16 protein-coding genes are annotated in these 18614 nt (G+C 63.8%); 6 read left to right on the top strand and 10 right to left on the bottom strand.

What is annotated here, in order from left to right; translation table 11 throughout:
- Nucleotides 1-46: 46 nt before the first annotated feature.
- Entirely contained in the window at nucleotides 47-2377 is a 2331-nt protein-coding gene (locus tag AX702_RS10300; RefSeq protein WP_443026292.1) for a TonB-dependent receptor, read from the bottom strand.
- A gap of 175 nt (nucleotides 2378-2552) precedes the next feature.
- Between AX702_RS10300 and AX702_RS10295 the strand changes: the two genes are divergently transcribed.
- Nucleotides 2553-4403 (top strand): ABC-F family ATP-binding cassette domain-containing protein, encoded by a 1851-nt coding sequence (locus tag AX702_RS10295; protein ID WP_066779085.1) that lies wholly within the window; start codon nucleotides 2553-2555, stop codon nucleotides 4401-4403.
- 88 nt (nucleotides 4404-4491) lie between these two features.
- On the opposite strand, the gene AX702_RS10290 is transcribed toward AX702_RS10295, so the two are convergent.
- Both AX702_RS10290 and AX702_RS10285 read right to left on the bottom strand, forming a co-directional pair.
- Nucleotides 4492-4953, bottom strand: a complete 462-nt coding sequence (locus AX702_RS10290) for a DUF1465 family protein (RefSeq protein ID WP_066779083.1) — start codon at nucleotides 4951-4953, stop codon at nucleotides 4492-4494.
- A gap of 80 nt (nucleotides 4954-5033) precedes the next feature.
- Nucleotides 5034-5231 (bottom strand): YdcH family protein, encoded by a 198-nt coding sequence (locus AX702_RS10285; RefSeq protein ID WP_066779144.1) that lies wholly within the window; start codon nucleotides 5229-5231, stop codon nucleotides 5034-5036.
- Nucleotides 5232-5415: 184 nt separating this feature from the next.
- On the opposite strand from AX702_RS10285, the gene AX702_RS21625 reads away from it, so the two are divergent.
- Nucleotides 5416-5571 carry a YdcH family protein gene (locus AX702_RS21625; protein WP_082746196.1) on the top strand — a complete coding sequence of 52 codons (156 nt, stop codon included), beginning with the start codon at nucleotides 5416-5418 and terminating at the stop codon, nucleotides 5569-5571.
- A 56-nt stretch (nucleotides 5572-5627) separates the two neighbouring features.
- Here the strand turns inward: AX702_RS21625 and AX702_RS10280 are convergent, their stop codons facing one another.
- The 4 genes from AX702_RS10280 to AX702_RS10265 are packed head-to-tail and all read right to left on the bottom strand — an operon-like array spanning nucleotide 5628 to nucleotide 8489.
- Nucleotides 5628-7037 carry a coniferyl aldehyde dehydrogenase gene (locus tag AX702_RS10280; protein ID WP_066779075.1) on the bottom strand — a complete coding sequence of 470 codons (1410 nt, stop codon included), beginning with the start codon at nucleotides 7035-7037 and terminating at the stop codon, nucleotides 5628-5630.
- An 18-nt stretch (nucleotides 7038-7055) separates the two neighbouring features.
- Entirely contained in the window at nucleotides 7056-7496 is a 441-nt protein-coding gene (locus AX702_RS10275; protein ID WP_231731810.1) for a hypothetical protein, read from the bottom strand.
- Nucleotides 7496-8245, bottom strand: coding sequence for a prepilin peptidase (locus AX702_RS10270; protein ID WP_066779070.1), 750 nt, complete (start codon nucleotides 8243-8245; stop codon nucleotides 7496-7498). The genes AX702_RS10275 and AX702_RS10270 overlap by 1 nt, the downstream gene beginning before the upstream one ends.
- Nucleotides 8238-8489 carry a hypothetical protein gene (locus tag AX702_RS10265; RefSeq protein WP_231731809.1) on the bottom strand — a complete coding sequence of 84 codons (252 nt, stop codon included), beginning with the start codon at nucleotides 8487-8489 and terminating at the stop codon, nucleotides 8238-8240. The genes AX702_RS10270 and AX702_RS10265 overlap by 8 nt, the downstream gene beginning before the upstream one ends.
- A gap of 90 nt (nucleotides 8490-8579) precedes the next feature.
- On the opposite strand from AX702_RS10265, the gene AX702_RS10260 reads away from it, so the two are divergent.
- From AX702_RS10260 to AX702_RS10245, 4 genes are all read left to right on the top strand, one after another.
- The gene (locus tag AX702_RS10260) at nucleotides 8580-9764 is read left to right on the top strand and encodes a thiolase family protein (RefSeq protein ID WP_066779065.1); all 1185 of its coding nucleotides are present in this window, start codon (nucleotides 8580-8582) and stop codon (nucleotides 9762-9764) included.
- Between the two features lie 3 nt (nucleotides 9765-9767).
- On the top strand, nucleotides 9768-10523 hold the full coding sequence (gene ppk2 / locus AX702_RS10255; RefSeq protein WP_066779063.1) for a polyphosphate kinase 2: 756 nt from the start codon (nucleotides 9768-9770) through the stop codon (nucleotides 10521-10523).
- 77 nt (nucleotides 10524-10600) lie between these two features.
- Entirely contained in the window at nucleotides 10601-12421 is a 1821-nt protein-coding gene (locus AX702_RS10250; protein ID WP_066779062.1) for a flavin-containing monooxygenase, read from the top strand.
- A 143-nt stretch (nucleotides 12422-12564) separates the two neighbouring features.
- Entirely contained in the window at nucleotides 12565-13689 is a 1125-nt protein-coding gene (locus AX702_RS10245; RefSeq protein WP_066779058.1) for an alcohol dehydrogenase catalytic domain-containing protein, read from the top strand.
- Nucleotides 13690-13709: 20 nt separating this feature from the next.
- Here the strand turns inward: AX702_RS10245 and AX702_RS10240 are convergent, their stop codons facing one another.
- The 3 genes from AX702_RS10240 to glgA all read right to left on the bottom strand — a co-directional run bounded on the left by AX702_RS10240 (nucleotide 13710) and on the right by glgA (nucleotide 18600).
- Nucleotides 13710-15425 carry a glycogen debranching protein gene (locus AX702_RS10240; RefSeq protein ID WP_231731808.1) on the bottom strand — a complete coding sequence of 572 codons (1716 nt, stop codon included), beginning with the start codon at nucleotides 15423-15425 and terminating at the stop codon, nucleotides 13710-13712.
- A gap of 125 nt (nucleotides 15426-15550) precedes the next feature.
- Nucleotides 15551-17170, bottom strand: a complete 1620-nt coding sequence (locus AX702_RS10235; protein WP_066779053.1) for an alpha-D-glucose phosphate-specific phosphoglucomutase — start codon at nucleotides 17168-17170, stop codon at nucleotides 15551-15553.
- Nucleotides 17167-18600 carry a glycogen synthase GlgA gene (gene glgA / locus AX702_RS10230; RefSeq protein WP_066779051.1) on the bottom strand — a complete coding sequence of 478 codons (1434 nt, stop codon included), beginning with the start codon at nucleotides 18598-18600 and terminating at the stop codon, nucleotides 17167-17169. Before glgA ends, AX702_RS10235 begins: the two co-directional genes overlap by 4 nt.
- Nucleotides 18601-18614: the final 14 nt, after the last annotated feature.

Here is an 18614-nt window from a genome sequence, read left to right as displayed (position 1 = left end):
TCTAAGGGAACTGGAGCAGGGCATCGTCGCCCTGCTCCATCTTCTCTCAGCGTGATTTGATCGCGAACGAGACGCCCAGGATGCGCGGCTCGTTATAGACCGCGGCGTTGTAGTTCTCGATCACGCCCTTCAGGTTCTTTTCGCCCGTGATGTTCCGCGCGAACGCTGCGATTTCATAACGGTCACTAGGATCGGTATAGCCCACCTTCAGACCGGCCTCGAAGTTGCCGTCGGAATAGAACTCCCGCGTCCGGTACAGCACGAAATTGGTGTAGCCCTGCGCGTTGAAATCGCCGGAAACGAACAACGCTCCGTCGTTCCACAGCGGAATGTCATAGCGGACCGCAGCGTTGATCTGCCACTTGGGGGCATTGGGCAGCGGATTGCCGTCGATCTGCGCAAGCACCGCCGGCGCGCCAAAGATGGGGCGCGTGATCGTCGGATCCAGCACCGTGCAGGTGACCTGCCCGTTCAGCGCGCAGACCTGCGCATAGACGCGGTCATCCTTGACCTCGGTCTTCAGGACGTTGCCGCCCAGCGAGAAGCTGATGTTGCGGATCGGCCGCCATTCCACCTCGGCCTCCACGCCCCAGGCATCGGCCTTGTCGGCGTTGAACAGCACGCCGTTGCCATCCGCGTCATTGCCGTTGAGCTGAATGTCGTCGACCTGCCAGTGGAAGGCAGAGGCATTCAAACGCAGGTTGGAGAAGGGCTCGCTCTTGAAGCCCAGTTCATAGGACATGATCGTTTCGGAATCGGCGGTCGTGAATGCCGAACCGAAGACAGCCGATCGACCCTGGATGGTCGGGCCGCGGAAGCCGCGCGCCACCCGCGCATAGACGTTCAGGTCAGGTGCGACTTCATACAGAGCCGACAGGTCCCAGCTCGGTTCCTTGCCAACCAGGCGCACGTCACGCGGCGCGGTCGCCGGGAAATTCACCGTGGCGCCCGTCATCGCGGGCTTGAGCAGCGTGGTGCGTTTGCGATCCTCGGTATAGCGGGCGCCAGCCGTCAACGTCAGCCGGTCGCCCAACTCATAGCTTGCCTGTCCGAACACCGCCCATGACGTGTTCACATTGCGCAGGCGAACCCAATTGTCGGGATTGTTGGTGTTGCCGTTGGACGCGACGAAAGGCGCCGTCAGGAAGAAGCGCCGCTGATAGAATTCCGTCGTGTCGCGGCTGTCGAAATAATATCCGCCGACCTGCCATTTGAACGGCCCTTGACCGTCGCTCGCCAGCCGCAGTTCCTGCGTCCACTGGTCCAGATCGCGAATGTTGCCTTGGCTCTGGCCATAGCCGTTCGGCACGTTGTTGACCGGATAGTTCACTGCGGCACCGCCATCGGTGTCGCCGCGGCTGTACCCCGATGTCGTCTCGTATCCGGTGATCGACGTGAGGGTGAGACCGCCAAAGTCCCAGGCGATGTTCGCCGAGCCGCCGTAGGTGGTATAGCCCTGCGGGTTGTCGAACGCTTCGTCCTGCACGATGACGTCGCGGCGCTTGTTCGGGTTGTTCGATCCGCGGGGCAGCGCGTTGCGATAAAAGATCGTGGACGTGCCATCATAATCGCGCACGTGCCCTGACAGGTTGATCGACAAGGTCTCGGTCGGCGTGAACAGCAGTTGCAGGCGGGCGTTCCGATCCTCGAAGCCGCCCATCACGTCTTCGCCGCCGCGAGTTCCGTCGAGACCGACACCCGTGAACGCATTGTCGATCCAGTCGTCGCGGCGCTGGTAGAGCCCGGACACGCGGAAAGCGATCTTGTCCTGGACGATCGGCCCGCCGACACCAACGTCAGCCGTGACGGTGTTGTAGCTGCCGTAGGAGAAATTGCCGCGCGCCTCGAAGTCCATCGACGGACGGATCGTATCGAACTTGATGATGCCCGCGGTCGTGTTGCGCCCGAAGAGCGATCCCTGCGGTCCGCGCAGGACCTCCACCTGCGCGACGTCGAACACCGGGTTCGACTTCAGCACCACATGTTCCAGAACGATGTCGTCCTGAATGATGGAGACTGGCTGCGAGGCGCCGAGGTAGAAGTCGATATTGCCCAGGCCCCGGATGTAGAATCGGGGGAAGATACGGCCGGTGGTCGTCTCCGCGTACAAGCCCGGCACCCGGCCCGCGAGCGCAACGATGTCCTCGCCGCCCGACTGGAACTGGCGAAGCGCGTCGCCCTGAACTGCCGTAAGCGACACCGGCACGCGCTGGAGGTTTTCCTCGCGGCGCTCGGCCGTGACGACGATCTCTTCAAGGCCACCTTCGGCCTGGGGCGCATCTGCTGCGGCAGATGTTTGCGCGATCGACGTTCCGGGAAGGGCGATTGTGGCAGCGGCAGTAAGGAACAGCGCGCAGCGTGCGGCACGGAAGGACACGAATTTTCCCCTTTGTACAGACAAGTCCGGCCACGTCTTCGTCCGCACGGGAGTCTGAGGGTCGGCCCCACTCACGCCGCTACGAACCAATTGCGTCCGGTTAATGACGAACCCGTTTGTTTGCATCCACGCAGAAAAGTTACCCCCGCGCGCCGGACCTGCTAGGGGGCCCGCCATGCTTACGATCAACGGCATCACCGTGCGCCTGGGCGGGCGCGCGATCCTCGACAGCGCTTCGGCATCCCTGCCCCCCGGCAGCCGCGTCGGGCTGATCGGGCGCAATGGCGCGGGCAAGTCGACGATGGTCAAGGTCATCGCCGGGCAGATCGAGCCGGACGGTGGCTCGATCGACATGCCCCGCGGCGCCCGCATCGGCTATATCGCGCAAGAGGCTCCGGCCGGGGACGCCACGCCGTTCGAAACGGTGCTGGCTGCCGATACCGAGCGCGCGCGCCTCATGGAGCAGAGCGAGACGGAAGCCGATCCGGAGAAACTCGGCGACATCTATGAGCGCCTGATCGCCATCGACGCCTATACGGCGCCGGCCCGCGCGTCACAGATCCTGCTGGGCCTCGGCTTTGACGAGGAGGCCCAGAACAAGCCGCTCGACAGTTTTTCCGGCGGATGGAAGATGCGCGTCGCGCTGGCAGCCCTCCTGTTCTCGCAACCGGACCTGCTGCTGCTCGACGAGCCGTCAAACCACCTCGACCTTGAAGCGGTCATGTGGCTGGAAGATTTTCTTCGCTCCTATCGTGCCACGATCGTCGTCGTCAGCCACGAGCGCGATTTCCTGAACAACGTGGTGGATCACATCCTCCATCTGCAGGGCGGGAAGACCACCCTGTATGTTGGCGGCTATGACGCGTTCGAGCGGCAACGGGCGGAGCGCATGGCGCAGATCGCTGCCGCCAAGGCCAATCAGGAGGCGCAGCGGGCCAAGCTCCAGGACTATATCGCCCGCAATTCCGCGCGTGCGTCGACGGCCAAGCAGGCGCAGAGCCGGGCCAAGATGCTGTCCAGAATGCAGCCGATCGCCGAACTTGCGAACGATCCCTCGCTTTCCTTCGCCTTCCCCGATCCCGAGCCGCTGCGTCCGCCTTTGGTCACCCTGGATCATGCGAGCGTCGGCTACGGCGAGACGCCGATCTTAAGGCGGCTAAACCTGCGCATGGATCCGGATGACCGGATCGCGCTGCTCGGGCGCAACGGCAACGGCAAGACCACGCTCGCCCGCCTCGTCGCGGCGCAACTGGCGCCGATGGACGGCTCCATGGCGGCCAGTAATCGCATGCGGGTCGGTTACTTCACGCAATATCAGGTGGAGGAACTGGACTCGGACGATACGCCGCTTGCCCATATGACCCGCGTGATGCCTGGCGCCACACCCGCCGCGGTGCGCGCCCAGCTCGGCCGGTTCGGCTTCTCGGGCGATCGCGCTACGTCAAAGGTCGGCAAGATGTCGGGTGGCGAACGCGCCCGCCTTGCACTTGCGCTGATCACACGAGAGGCGCCGCACCTGCTGATCCTCGACGAGCCGACCAACCACCTCGATGTGGATGCCCGCGAGGCGCTGGTTCACGCGCTGAACGACTATAAGGGCGCGGTGCTCATCGTCAGCCACGATCGTCACATGGTGGAGCTGACCGCAGACCGGCTGGTCCTGGTCGATGCGGGTACCGCGCGCGAGTTCGACGGAAGCCTGGACGATTACGTCTCGCTTGTTCTGGCGAAGGAGCCGAAGTCCGAAGGCAAGGTCCGCAAGGAAGATCGCAAGGCTGCGGCCGAAAAGCGGGAGAGCGACAAGCTCTGGCGCAAGGCGGCAAAGGACGCCGAGGCCGAAATCGCGAAGCTGGGCGTGGAGCGATCAGCGGTGGACCGGGCCATGTTCGACCCTTCCAGCGCCGAAAAGTCGCTCGCCGGATTGACCATGACGGAACTGATGAAGCGGCGCGCTACGCTCATCGAGCAGATCGAGGCCGCTGAGGCGCGCTGGCTCGAGGCGACCGAGGCACTGGAGGCGGCCTGATTGCACCTCCGGTGACGGCCGCATCATCGCAGGCCATCACCGGAACAGTCGTATGTTTTCCGCGCAGGTCGTGGCCTGGTGTGATCGCTCAGAACGACAGCGCGAGTCGCTGGAACATCTGCCGCGCCGGGCTCTCGTCGCTAACGACGGCCTTCTGAGCTTCATCGAGCCTTGCGACGCGGCGGTGAAGGTCCGCGCTCGCATGCACGAGCCGGCGGGCACGCTCCGGCAGCTCGAGGGCGACCTCCTCGTTGGTCACCGGCGCTTCTCCCAGCCGACGCGAATGGTCGAGCGCATCGGCCGCGCGCAGCTCTCCTGCGAATACCGCCCGCTGCGTCAGCAGCCAGGCGATCACGTGCATCAGCCGAGTTGTCACCTTCAGCGACTCGCAGCTGAACGTCACGCGCGCCATGGTCGAAAGGGAATCGCGCTCGTCCCGATTCCCATCGTCGAAATAGCTTCGCGCGTCGTCGGCGAGCACCATCGCCTCGACATACAAAGAGTCGATCAACCGTCGCTGCACCGACGAATCCTTCGTGCCCGCATACATGAGCCTCTGTTACCCCTGGGCAGGGATGAGGACAGCCGCCTGCTCACCGCCAGCCCGGTCGAGCCGTCCCAAAGCGATACTTACGCGATAATGTCCGGAATCAGCTGATCCTCGATCATCGCGATTTCATCGCGAAGCAGCAGCTTGCGCTTCTTCAGCCGCGCGATCTGCAACTGGTCGGAAGGCCCGTCGCTGGAAAGCGCCGCGATCGCGGCGTCGAGATCGCGGTGTTCGACCCGAAGCACACCAAGCCTAGCGATCAACTGATTATCGTCCACCACCTGGCTCCCTCGTTCGGCGTCCTAGCAGAGACTCCGCTTCCCGTCGCAGATTGTCGTTACACCCGCGAGACGTCCTGCAACATGGTCGATCGGTCGCGCATTAACCCTTTTCGTCCGGGACTTTTGGCGCCGTTGGTGATTTACTCCTGAGTCCCGTCAAGCAAGCAAGGAGGTTCCTGATATGCAGACTGCGCATCGTTCGGCTTTGGAGGCCAAGCATGCCGTGCTCGATCAGCGCATCGACGACGAACGGCATCGGCCGATGCCCGATACCATGTTGATTGCGGACCTCAAGAAGCAGAAATTGCGCCTCAAGGAAGAGATTTCAGCTCACTGACGATATGCCGGGTTCGGCGCGGTCATCCCGCGCCGAGCTCCCTTGAACCTCTCGCCTCAGCCGCCGATCTGGCGCGCGACAGCCTTCCGGGTAGCCGGGCCATAGGGCGGCTTCAGACCGGCAATCTTCGCTACGTCGAACTTCGACTGCTGGAACACCGCCTTGGCGTGGCTGAACGTGCGGAAGCCATCAAGCCCATGGTACGAGCCCATGCCCGACGGGCCCACCCCGCCAAACGGCAAGTCCTCCATCGAAACGTGAAAGATCACATCATCCAGCGTCACGCCGCCGGAGATCGTTCGATCCAGCACGCGGCGCCGCTCCGCTTCGTTCTTACCGAAATAGTACAGGCCTAACGGGCGATCACGCCGGTTCACTTCGGCGATCGCGCCGTCGATCATATCGTAGCGGCGTACCGGCAGAACGGGCCCGAAGATCTCTTCCTGCATCAGCGTCATGTCGTCGGTAACATCACGAACGATGTGGAGCGGCATCTTGCGGCTGTTGGTGCTCCCGAAATCCTCGTTCGCCGGATTGACCACCTCGACCTTCGCGCCCTTGGCCTGGGCATCCGCGATCCAGTCGTTGAGCCGTTGATAATGCCGGTCGTTCACCACGCTGGTGTAATCGGGATTGGACAGCAGGGTCGGGTACATGGCGGTGGCGGCCGACTTTAGCTCTTCCACAACGGCGCTTTCCTGACTGGAAGGCACCAGCACATAGTCGGGCGCGAGACAGATCTGGCCGGCGTTCAACATCTTGCCCACCACGACTCGTTCGGCGACCTGAGCGGTGTCCGCATCCGTCCCCACGATCACCGGGGATTTGCCGCCAAGCTCCAGCGTCACCGGTGTGAGATTGTCGGCGGCAGCATGGAGGATGTGACGGCCGATACCGGTCGCCCCAGTGAACAACAGATGGTCGAACGGCAGTTCGGCGAATTCCTTGCCAATCTCCGGCCCGCCGGAAACAAAGGCAAGCTCGGTCGGGTCGAAATAGCGGCCGGCAAGTTCCTCGAACAGGGCGGCCGTCGCCGGGGTATATTCGCTCGTCTTCACCATCGCCCGGTTCCCGGCGGCGAACACACCTGCCAGAGGCGACATCACGAGGTTCACCGGGAAGTTCCAGGGCGCGATGATGCCGATCACCCCTTTCGGCTGATATTCGACCCAGGCCTTCGCGCCCAGCAGACCAAGCGGGAACTGCACGCCACGCTTCTCAGGCTTTGCCCACTTCTCCAGGTTCTTCAGCGCGTGGTTGATGGGGGAGATCGATCCGCCGATGTCCGTGATCATCGACTGCTCGCGGCTGCGATGGCCAAAATCCTCGCTGAGCGCGTCGCAGAATCGATCCGCATGATCGCGGATCATCGCCGACGCGCGCTTCAGCCGATCTTTTCGAATGGAGAATGGTTCCGGCAATGCCGCCATGAAGCTTTCACGCTGAGCGGCCAATATCCCCTTCATTTATCCTCTCCCCTCCTTTTAGGATGTCTGGGTTGCGCATCCGATCAGGCCTGCAAGCGGCAGAATGATACTGTCTTCCCCGGGCCGATCCACGCGCAAAGTACCACGATCGACGATCGCGCCCTGCGTCAAGTCCCGCCGCGTCTGGATCTCGAGGTCAAGCCGGGCCGACATCTGCTCCGCGGCATAGTCGGTCGTCAGTGCGAAGCCGTAGCCGGCGCTTCCCGCCTGATTGCTGCGCGCAAGATCGATCGTCCTGCCGCCCATGGACAGCCGAAGAGAACCCGGCTCAGCACCCGCGACCGCCACCAGCGCGCGGGTCTTCCCCGTGCTGAACAGATAAGCCGCGCAACCGCGCGCAGGGAGGGATTGCGGCGGCAAGCCTCCGAGCGGCAGACCGTCGATCGAGGTCGGCGTCTTGGGCGGGTCGGCAGCCGCAAGGGCAAGGAGCAACGCCATCATGTCTCGAGATGTACCATGAGCAGCAACGCCGGGTAAGCCGCCGCGGCCAGATAGGCGCCGAAGGGAACGGCCTCGTCGCGCGCAACCGCGCGGCCCGCCGCAAGGCGCAGCGCCACCATGCCGAGCCCGATCATCGCTGCGAACAGCAGGACGGCCGGAAGCAGCCGCCATCCCAGCCACAATCCGATCGCACCGAACAGCTTGGGATCAGCGCCGCCCAGTCCCTCCTGCCCTCGCAGGCGCAGATAGGCAAAACCGATCAGCCAGAGCGAGCCGAAGCCGGCGGCACCGCCGATCAGCCGATCGGAAACCGGCGGCGGCAGTAGAACAGCGGTCGCCAGCCCTGTCACCGCGACGATCGCGATGAGCGGATCCGGTATCCACAATTCCGTTGCGTCCAGCGCCGCGACGAGCACGAGCAGCCAGCCAAAGGCCGCAATCACCAGGCTTGTCACGTCACTCGCCACCAGTCCGGCCGTCAGGCCACATATGGCGCAGGCGATCTCGACGGCCGAATGCAGCCTGCTTATCCGCGCGCCGCAGCAACGCGCCCGTCCCCGTAGGAGGAGCGCGCTAAGGATCGGGACGAGATCGCGCGCGGCGACAGGTCTGCCGCACCCGTCGCACAACGAGCGGCCGGACAGCGCAGAGCGCCCTGCCGGCCAGCGGATCGCTACCGTCGCAAGGAAGCTGCCGAGGATCGCGCCGAGAATAGAAAGCTCGAGCGGCCAGAAGAAGTCACACACCCTTCTTGCGTATCAGATATCGATAGACACCGAACAGGTTGATCCCGAACAGCACGGCATTCTGCGTGCCCAGCGCCCAGTCTCCGGTCAGCGCCGAGCCGCTGATCCAGCAGATCGATGAGCCGACGAACAGCACGAAGCCCCATCCTGTCACTCGGCGCCCGAGGTCGAGCGATACCATGAAGGCGGCGATCATCCCGCTGATCGAGGCGGACCATTTCAATATGTCGGTAAGCGTGTCCATCGCCCCCAAACGCCAATCTGTGGCCTTTGTATTCGAGATTGTTCGTGACTAGATCGGGACAAACAAAAATTCCCGCGGAGCAACATTCCCATGGCAACCGACCCCGTCGTCATCCTTTCCTATGCCCGCACCCCGATGGGGGGCATGCAAGGCGCGCTTGCCGATGTGTCCGCGACCGATCTTGGCGCCACGGCGGTGAAGGCCGCCGTTGAGCGCGCCGGGATCGACGGTGCCGATGTTGAGCGGATCTATATGGGCTGCGTCCTCCCCGCTGGCCTTGGTCAGGCGCCCGCACGGCAGGCGGCGATCAAGGCTGGTCTACCCAAGTCGGTCGAGGCGACGACGGTTAACAAGGTTTGCGGCTCCGGCATGCAAACGGTGATCATGGGCGCGGAGGCAATTTCTGCCGGCTCCGCCGATCTGATCGTGGCGGGTGGCATGGAGAGCATGACCAATGCGCCGTACATTCTGAAGAAGCACCGCTCGGGCGCGCGGATCGGCCACGACACGGCTTATGACCACATGTTCCTCGACGGGCTTGAAGATGCCTATGAACAGGGTCGGGCGATGGGCACCTTCGCGCAGGATACCGCCAACGAATATCAGCTGACCCGGCAGGCGCAGGACGATTATTCGATTGAGTCGCTCCGTCGCGCCCAGGAAGCGATCAAGTCCGGTGCATTCGCGGAAGAAATCGTCCCTGTGACGGTTGCGACCCGAAAGGGCGAGATCGTGGTCGACACGGATGAGCAGCCCGGGCGCGGCATGCCGGACAAGATCCCGTCGCTGCGGCCGGCTTTCGCCAAGGATGGCACGATTACGGCCGCGACCAGCTCGTCCATCTCTGACGGCGCGGCCGCGCTGGTGCTCAGCAAGGCGAGCGTGGCAGAGGCGAAGGGACAGAAGCCGGTTGCGCGCATCGTCGCTCATTCGGCTCACGCGCAGGAACCCGCCGCCTTCACCACCGCTCCGGTCGGCGCAATCGAGAAGTTGCTGAAGAAGGCCGGCTGGTCGATCGACGACGTCGATCTGTTTGAAATCAACGAGGCTTTTGCCTGTGTCGCAATGTTTGCGATGCGCGATCTCGGCATCCCGCACGAGAAGATCAACGTGAACGGCGGCGCAACCGCGCTTGGCCATCCCATCGGGGCGTCCGGCGCGCGGATCATCACGACGCTCATCGCGGCTCTGAAGCATCGCGGCAAGACCCGCGGGGTCGCCAGCCTGTGCATCGGCGGGGGCGAGGCGACGGCGATCGCGGTGGAGTTGATCTGAGCCATGGGAGCGGATCACGAGAAGGAGGACCACGATCTTCAGGTCGCGCTGGTCCGCTACCAGAGCTGGGCTGCAACGTCCGGCTCGCGCGCCGTTGTCGTGTTCGAAGGCCGCGATTCGGCCGGCAAGGACGGCGCGATCAGGACCATCACCCGTCACTTGGCGGTACGGCAAACGCGCGTCGTGGCGCTGCCCAAGCCCTCCGCGCATGAGCGATCGCAATGGTTCTTTCAGCGATATGTGGCCCACCTGCCGGCCGCCGGTGAACTCGTGATCTTCAATCGCAGCTGGTACAATCGTGCCGGTGTGGAGGTAGTGAACGGCTTCTCCACGGCGGAGCAGCAGGCGCGCTTCCTTGATGAAGTGCCGGCGTTCGAGGCAATGCTGGCGGCCGATGGGATCAACTTGGTCAAGGTCTGGCTCGACATCTCGCGCGAAGAGCAGGCAAGCCGGCTGGACTCACGTCGCAGCGATCCGTTGAAGGCATTGAAGGTCTCCGCGCTTGATGCCGTCGCGCAAGCGAAGTGGGACGATTACACCGCCGCCCGCGATACGATGCTGACACGAACCAGCACGCCGGTCGCACCCTGGACCTGCGTGCGCGCCGATCACAAGAAGCGCGCACGCCGGGCGATCATCCAGCATCTGTTGCGCGAACTGGCCCCCTCGGAAATTGGCGCCAAGGCAGACGCGCCGGACCCTGACACCCTGTTCACGTTTGAGGCGTCCGCAATCGGAGACGGACGGCTGGAGCGTTAACGGCGCATAATCGGGCTACCTCTCCGTCCGACACTAAGTCATAATGCGTTCCAGAAAAGAGGAACGAGGAGAGGCGAATGACACTCGAGTCGCAGGCTGTGCACAGCGCGCCTGACAGCCAGTTCAATTTCGATCCCCAGGCGCTGAAGTCCAAATATCTGTCGGAACGCGACAAACGGCTGCGCGCCGATGCCAACGAACAATATGTCGAGATGACCGGCAAGTTCGCGCACTATCTCGAAGATCCGTACATCGAACAGCCGATTGAGCGCCCCGCGCTCTCTGACGAGAAGGACGTGGTCGTCATCGGGGGCGGGTTCGGCGGGCTGCTCGCAGGGGCGAAGCTTCGCGAGGCTGGCGTTGATGATATCCGGCTGATTGAAAAGGGCGGCGAATTCGGCGGAACCTGGTACTGGAACCGGTACCCTGGCGCGGCCTGCGACATCGAAAGCTACGTCTATCTTCCCCTTCTCGAGGAGACGGGGTTCATGCCGGAGCGCAAGTACAGCCAGGGGCCGGAGATCCGCGCCTATTCGCGCCGCATCGCCGAACAATATGATCTGTACCGCGACGTCCTGTTCCAGACCGAAGTCACGGACATGCAATGGGATGAGGAGCAACGTCGCTGGACGGTGTTCACCAACCGGGGTGATGCGATCCGCGCGCGCTTCGTCGTCATGGCGAATGGACCGCTGCACCGACCCAAGCTTCCCGGCATCCCGGGCATTGAGGATTTCCAGGGGCATACGTTCCACACCAGCCGGTGGGACTATGCCTATACCGGTGGCGACCAGAACGGCGGTCTCGACAAGCTGGGCGACAAGGTCGTCGGCATCATCGGCACCGGCGCCACGGCGGTGCAGTGCGTGCCTCACCTAGGCGCCGCGGCGAAGGAACTGTTCGTCTTCCAGCGCACCCCATCCTCGATCGACGTGCGCGGCGATCGCCCGACGGACCAGAGCTGGGCGCAGTCGCTCACCCCCGGGTGGCACCGGCACCGGATGGAAAACTTCAACACGCTCGTCTCGGGCGGCTGGGCCGACGAGGATCTGGTGAATGACGGGTGGACGGACATCATCCGCAACCTGGGCGTCATCGCGCGGATGAAGGCCGTCAAGGAAGGCGCTGAAAACCCCGACGAACTGGTGCAGCTCGCCGATTTTCAGAAGATGGAATCGATCCGGTCCCGCGTGGATCAGGTGGTCGAGGACAAGGGAACCGCTGACGCGCTCAAGCCGTGGTACAACCAGTTCTGCAAAAGGCCCTGCTTCCACGACGATTATCTGGCGACGTTCAACAGGCCCAACGTGCGGCTCGTCGACACGCAGGGTCAGGGCGTCGAGCGGATCACGCGTGACGGGGTCGTAGTAGCGGGCAAAGAATACAAGCTGGATTGCCTGATCTTTGGCACTGGGTTCGAAGTCGGGACCAGCTATGCCCGGCGGGCTGGCTATGATGTCCGGGGGGTCGGCGGGCGCACCCTTGAGGAAAAGTGGGCTGATGGTGGCCGCACCCTGCACGGGATGACGGTCAACGGTTTTCCCAACATGTTCATCTTCTCGGTCATCCAGTCGGGCTTCACCGCCAATTATCCACACGCCCTGCTCGAACAGGCCGGCCATGCAGCGCACATCATCGGTGAAGCCATGCGATCGCAGAAATCGCGCGTGGAGCCGACCGAAGAAGCGGAGAATGCCTGGACCGAGCAGGTTCTCTCTGCGGTGCTCGACCGCCGCAAGTTCCTGGAGGAATGTACGCCAGGTTATTACAATGGCGAGGGTCAGCTTAGCCCCAAGGCCGCCAGCTTCTCCAGTTATGGCAAGGGCCCCAATGCGTTCTTCGCCATCATCAAGGACTGGCGTGAAGAAGGCACCATGAAGGGTCTTGAGCTGGCCTGACCACGCGCCGGTTCAAGGTGGCTGACCTTCTCTCCCGCACGGCCCATGTCGAGATGAACTAGCCCTGCGCTAATTGTCTCGACATCGCGCCCTGCGGGCGAGATGGACGGCAGGCGTGACAATCGTCTCATTCAGGAGCCGCCATGACAGATCTGCCCGATAGCTTTCGTCGTCTCGTGTCGACGGTGACCCCCGAGGGTCAGGTGAAGCTCAGCCTGCAGGACGCCCCCATTCCGTCATTGAACGATGACGACGTTCTCGTTCGCGTCGAGGCAACCCCGATCAACCCGTCTGATCTGGCGGTCCTGCTTGCGCTCACCGACGGAACCGAGTTCAAGCGCGAAGGCGACGCATCGGTCGCGCCGCTCAACCCGGCGGTGCAGCGTGCGCTCTCCGCGCGCGCCGGAGTCGACCTTCCGGTCGGCAACGAAGGCGCTGGCAAGGTCGTCGCGGCTGGCGCGTCGGCGGCGGCACAAGCGCTGCTGGGCAAGACGGTGGCGCTCGCGGGGGGCGGCTTCTACGCCCAGTACCGCAAGGTTCGCGCCGCCGATTGCATGATCGTGCCGGAGGGCACCAGCGCCGAAGAGGCTGCCTCCTCCTATGTCAATCCGCTCACCGCGCTGGGCATGGTCGGCACGTTGAAGCGCGAGGGATATCAGGGCCTCGTGCATACCGCCGCGGCCTCCAACCTCGGCCAGATGCTGGTGAAGTTGTGCGCTGCCGATGGCATTCCGCTCGTGAACATCGTGCGCAGCGACGCGCAGGCGCAACTGTTGCGGAGCCTCGGTGCCGAGCATGTCGTGAACATGACGGCAGACGACTTCCTGCCCAGCCTGATTGACGCGATCGCAGCCACCAGCGCTTTTCTCGCCTTTGATGCCGTTGGTGGCGGGAAGCTCGCCGGGCAAATCCTGACTGCGATGGAGCAGGCGGCGCTCCGCACGCAGCGCGTGGACGGGCCGTACGGGTCGCGGCAGATGAAGCAGGTCTATGTTTATGGTGGTCTCTCGCCCGCTCCCACCGAGTTCAACCGCGGCTTCGGGATGCGCTGGCGCATGGGCGGGTGGCTGCTGACCTATTTCCTTGAAGATATCGGCCCGGACAGTGCGAAGAACCTGCGTGACCGCGTTGCCAAGGAACTGAAGACGACTTTCGCCAGCAACTATACCAAACGCATCACGCTAGCCGAGATGCTCGATCCGGCTGTGATCGCCGCTTATGGTAAGCGTGCCACCGGCGAGAAGTATCTCGTACTGCCGCAGGCCTGATCCCGGACTCCGCCCTGGGCTTATGCCCGGGGTGGAGGCAGCAGATCCACGATCCGGCTGGCCCGATCGATTCTTATGCCGGCACCCTCGGGTAGTTTCATCACGAATCCATCCGAAGCCTCCCAGTCGCCGGCGTTCATCGCGTCGCCCCTAATCGTCGACCATGTAAGATCGTGCCGGCTCTCTGGCGCGCCGATGCCGGCGTTCGCACGCCGCCAGGCGGCGAGACCTGCCACATAGCGCTCCAGGTCGCGATCGCGGGCGCTCCAGTTTAGCCAGGACGTGGCATTATCCTGGGCATAAGCATTGTTGTTGCCGCCCTGGGTGCGTCCGAATTCGTCCCCGGCGGTCAGCATGATCGTGCCCCGCGCCGCGAAAAGGCTGGCGAGCAGCGCGCGCACGTCCTCACCCCTGCCCTCCCCTTCCGAGCCTGCGTTCCAACTCACCTCGTCGGCGTGACCATCGCGGTTCTGTTCGCCATTCGCGTGATTGTGCCGCGCGGCATAGGCCACGGTGTCGGCAAGGGTGAATCCATCATGGGCAGCAACGAAATTCACGCTGCGCGTCCGTTCAGTCCCGAAGATGTCCGTAGATCCAGCCAGGCGCGTCGCCAGCGCCCCCGCACTTCCGTCACCACGCCAGAAACGGCGGACATCGTCTCTGAAGCGGTCATTCCACTCAAGCCAGGTCGGGGGAAAGGCGCCAAGCTGATATCCTCCCGGCCCGACATCCCAAGGCTCGGCGATCATGATCCGGTCGGCAAGAAGCGGGTCCGCAGCGATCTCCGCAAAGATCGCGGCATTCGGATCGAAACCGGGTGAACGCGCAAGCACGGGTGCGAGATCGAAGCGGAAGCCGTCGACACCTGCCTGACTGACGAAGTGCCGCAAAGTCGCAAGCGTCATTTCCCGAACATGTGGTTGCCCGAAGTCCAGGATATTACCCGTGCCCGCATCGTTGATGAGGGCACCGTCCGGTGCGCGCGCATAGACCTGATCGTCCAGCCCCCTGAACGATAGCGTGGGCCCATGCAGGTCGCTTTCGCCGCTATGGTTGAACACGAGATCCAGGATGGTGCCGATCCCCTCCTGCCGCAGCGCTTCCACCGTCGCGCGCAGCTCCGCCATGCCGCCTGGGCAGAGCCTGGGGTCGAGTGCCATCGGCACCACCGGGTTATATCCCCAGGCATTGCGCAAGCCGAGTGGCGGAAGGTGCCGCTCGTCGATCCAGGCGACGATCGGCATCAGCTCGACGGCATCCACTCCCAAGCGCCTGAGATGTGCGACCACTGCTGGGTGGGCGAGTGCAGCCACGGTACCACGCAGCTCCTCCGGCAAGTCCGGGTGCAGCATGGTGAACCCACGAACATTCACTTCATAGATAAGCCCGCCGGCCTTGAAGACCGGCGCTCGCCACAGAAGCGGCGGCAACGGCCTGGTCACGACCGCCTTTGGCACCAGCGCGGCCGTATCCACGCCCGGCTCGCACAGTTCGGGATGGAAGGTGAACGGGCCATCGAGGTGCGTGGCGCCCGGATCGACGAGCAGCTTGCTGCAATCAAACGGAGGCGGTCCAGCTGCGCGCAGCCCGTATCGCGTTCCTTGCGCCAGCGTCAGATCGCAGCACCAATGCTCACCGTTTCTGACCATCGGCAGGCGCGTCTCACCCGCGGCATCGAAGAGGCAGAGCCACAGCTGGTTCGCCTTGGGCGCCCTGACCCGAAAAACATGCGTCATCGCTGGGTGTGAGGTCGTCCCTTCGTCGACGCTGGCGTTCACCATTCGGCCCCCGGCTGATCCGTCGACAGGAGTACCGGCGCAGGTGACACAGACGAGCTATCGAGCGGCTTGATCACCCAGGATCACGTGACGACGTCTGGGCGAGCGCGCCCGGTATGCCGCACGATGCCCGCCACCTCATCCGCCGCCGCCGCGATACCGGAAAGCATCTCGGTCGTATCTGCATCGAGCTGGCCACCAGCCGGCTCATATCGCTCCAGATACACGCGCAGCGTCGCACCTGATGTTCCGGTGCCGGACAGGCGAAATACGACCCGGCTCCCACCCATGAATAGAATTCGGATGCCCTGGTTCTCGCTCACCGATCCATCCGTCGGGTCGTGGTAAGCGAAATTGTCGGCCGTCTCGACGGTAAGATCGCCGATCACGCGCCCCGGCAGATCGGCAAGCTTTTCGCGCAATCCCGCCATCAGCGCGTCTGCCGCCGCGCTCTCGACACCCTCATAGTCATGACGCGCATAGAAGTTGCGGCCATAGTCCGCCCAGTGATCCTGCGCGATCTGCTTTACGGTCTTGCCAGTCGCCGCCAGGATGTTCAGCCATAGCAGCACCGCCCACAACCCATCCTTCTCGCGGACGTGGTCAGACCCGGTACCGGCGCTCTCCTCGCCGCAGATCGTTGCCTTGCCCGCGTCGAGCAGGTTGCCAAAAAATTTCCAGCCGGTTGGCGTTTCGAAGGCCGGAATGCCGAGTGCTGCAGCTACTCGGTCTGCCGCCGCGCTGGTCGGCATGGATCGCGCGATACCCTTCAGGCCCCCGGCATACGCCGGCGCCAGATGGGCATTGGCTGCCAGCATCGCGAGACTGTCAGATGGCGTGATGAAGATCCCGCGCCCGATGATGAGGTTCCGGTCGCCATCTCCGTCGGAGGCGGCACCGAAATCAGGCGCATCAGGCGACATCATGAGGTCGTGGAGCTCGCGCGCATGGACGAGATTGGGATCGGGGTGATGACCGCCGAAATCCTCCAACGGCGTACCATTGCGGACCGTGCCCTGCGCAAAGCTGAGGCGCCGCTCCAGGATCTCCTTCGCATAGGGCCCCGTCACGGCATGCATCGCATCAAAGGCCATGGTCAGCCCTGCCCCGCGAATGGCGGTGAAGTCGAACAAGGTCTCCATCAAATCCGCGTAGAGCGAGACCGGATCAACGATCTCGATCTTCATCCCGCCCAGTTCCTGCGGATCAGCCCGATCAAGATCGATCGCACCATCCCTTACGATGCGGTACTTCTCGATCGCTCGCGTTCGCGCATAGATCGCATCGGTGACCCTCTCGGGTGCCGGCCCTCCGTTTTCGGCATTGTACTTGATGCCGAAGTCCTCGTCGGGGCCGCCGGGATTATGGCTCGCCGACAGGACGAGCCCGCCGATCGCGCCCGAACTGCGGATCAGGTGGGAGGCGGCGGGGGTGGACAGGATGCCGCCTTTTCCGACCAGCACGCGGGCGAAGCCATTGGCCGCCGCCATGCGGATCGCCTTGTCGATGACCTCTCGGTTCAGATACCGGCCGTCACCCCCGATGACCAGGGTCGCACCCGGTCGATCCTCCACCACGTCGAAAACCGACTGAATGAAATTCTCGGCGTAGTTCGGCTGCTGGAAGACCTTCACTTTTTTGCGAAGGCCGGACGTGCCGGGCTTCTGGTCCTGAAAGGGCGCAGTGGCCACCGTCTCGATCATGCGTCGATCAATCCCCGATACAGCGCGGCATAGGCAGCCCCGCTCTTCCCCCACGAAAAATCGGCCTTCATGCCGCAGCGCTGAATGCCCTGCCAGCAACGCCGATCCGCGAACAGCTGACATGCGCGCCGCATCGCATGCAACAGGCTGTCCCGCGTGACACCGTCGAACTGGATCCCGGTCGCGACCTGTGCATCCATTGCGGCAATATTCGCGTCGATGATCGTATCCGCGAGGCCGCCTGTTCTCGCGACGATCGGAACGCACCCGTAAGCAAGACCGTATAGCTGCGTCAGCCCGCAGGGCTCGAAGCGGGACGGGATCAGGATCGCATCGGCACCACCCTGCAGAAGATGCGACAGTGGCTCATCATAGCCGATGCGCACGCCCACGCGTCCGGAATGGCGCGCCGCGGCGGCGAGAAAATCATTCTCCAGTCCGGGATCACCCGAGCCAAGCATGGCAAGCCGCGCGCCCATTTCAACGAGTTCGTCAAGGCAGCTGGCGAGAACGTCCATGCCCTTCTGCCACGTCAGGCGGCTGACCACCGTGAAGATCGGCCCGTCGCCCGGCGCTAGGCCGAACTCGCGCTCTACCGCCCGCTTGTTCGCCGATCGCCGCGCCAGCGTCTTGGCCGAGTAACGGGCTGGCAACGCGGCATCATGCTCGGGATTCCATATCGCCTTGTCGATACCGTTCACGATGCCCGACACCCGCGCCGCGCGCTCGGCAACCAGGCCCTCAAGCCCCATGCCGAAGTCCGGGCGAAGGATTTCGCGCGCGTAGGTCGGGCTGACCGTCGTCACCGCGTCTGCCGCTTCGAGCCCAGCCTTCAGGAAGCCGACACCGCCATAATATTCGACGCCGTCGATCGCCCATGCATCCTCCGGCAGGCCAAGTTCGCCGAAGATGTCGGCGCCGAAGCGTCCCTGAAAGGCGATGTTGTGGATGGTCATGACGGATTTGATCGGCGAACCTGCGTAGCGCAGATAGGCAGGGGCAAGCCCCGCTTGCCAGTCATGGGCATGGAGCAGGTCGAAGGACAGGCCCTTCACCCCGCCCCGCCCGATCTCCGCAGCCGCCCGCGCGAAGGCGGCGAACCGGCGCCAGTTGTCCGGCCAGTCTGCACCCGTGGCGTCGCCATACAATCCGCCCTCACGCATGAAGAACGCAGGCGCATCTAGAATGATCAGCGGCTGGCCCGCGATCTCACCCCGCAACAGCCGCGCGGTGCCCCCGCCGAGCAGGTCACGCCAGGTGTGAACCACGCGCCCGGCTGCAGCCTCCATGACCGCCGGATAGCCGGGCAGCATCGTCGTCGTTGTGATCCCATGAGCGGCAAGCGCCTGCGGCAACGCGCCTACCACGTCTGCAAGGCCACCCGTTTTGACCAGCGGGAAGGCCTCAGAAGCGACCGCGAGGACTTTCATCCCCTCTCCTCGGC

Source organism: Sphingomonas sp. CCH5-D11 (assembly GCF_001557395.1).
In the GTDB taxonomy this organism is placed as follows: domain Bacteria; phylum Pseudomonadota; class Alphaproteobacteria; order Sphingomonadales; family Sphingomonadaceae; genus Sphingomonas.
This window is presented reverse-complemented; position numbering and strand designations above follow the sequence as displayed.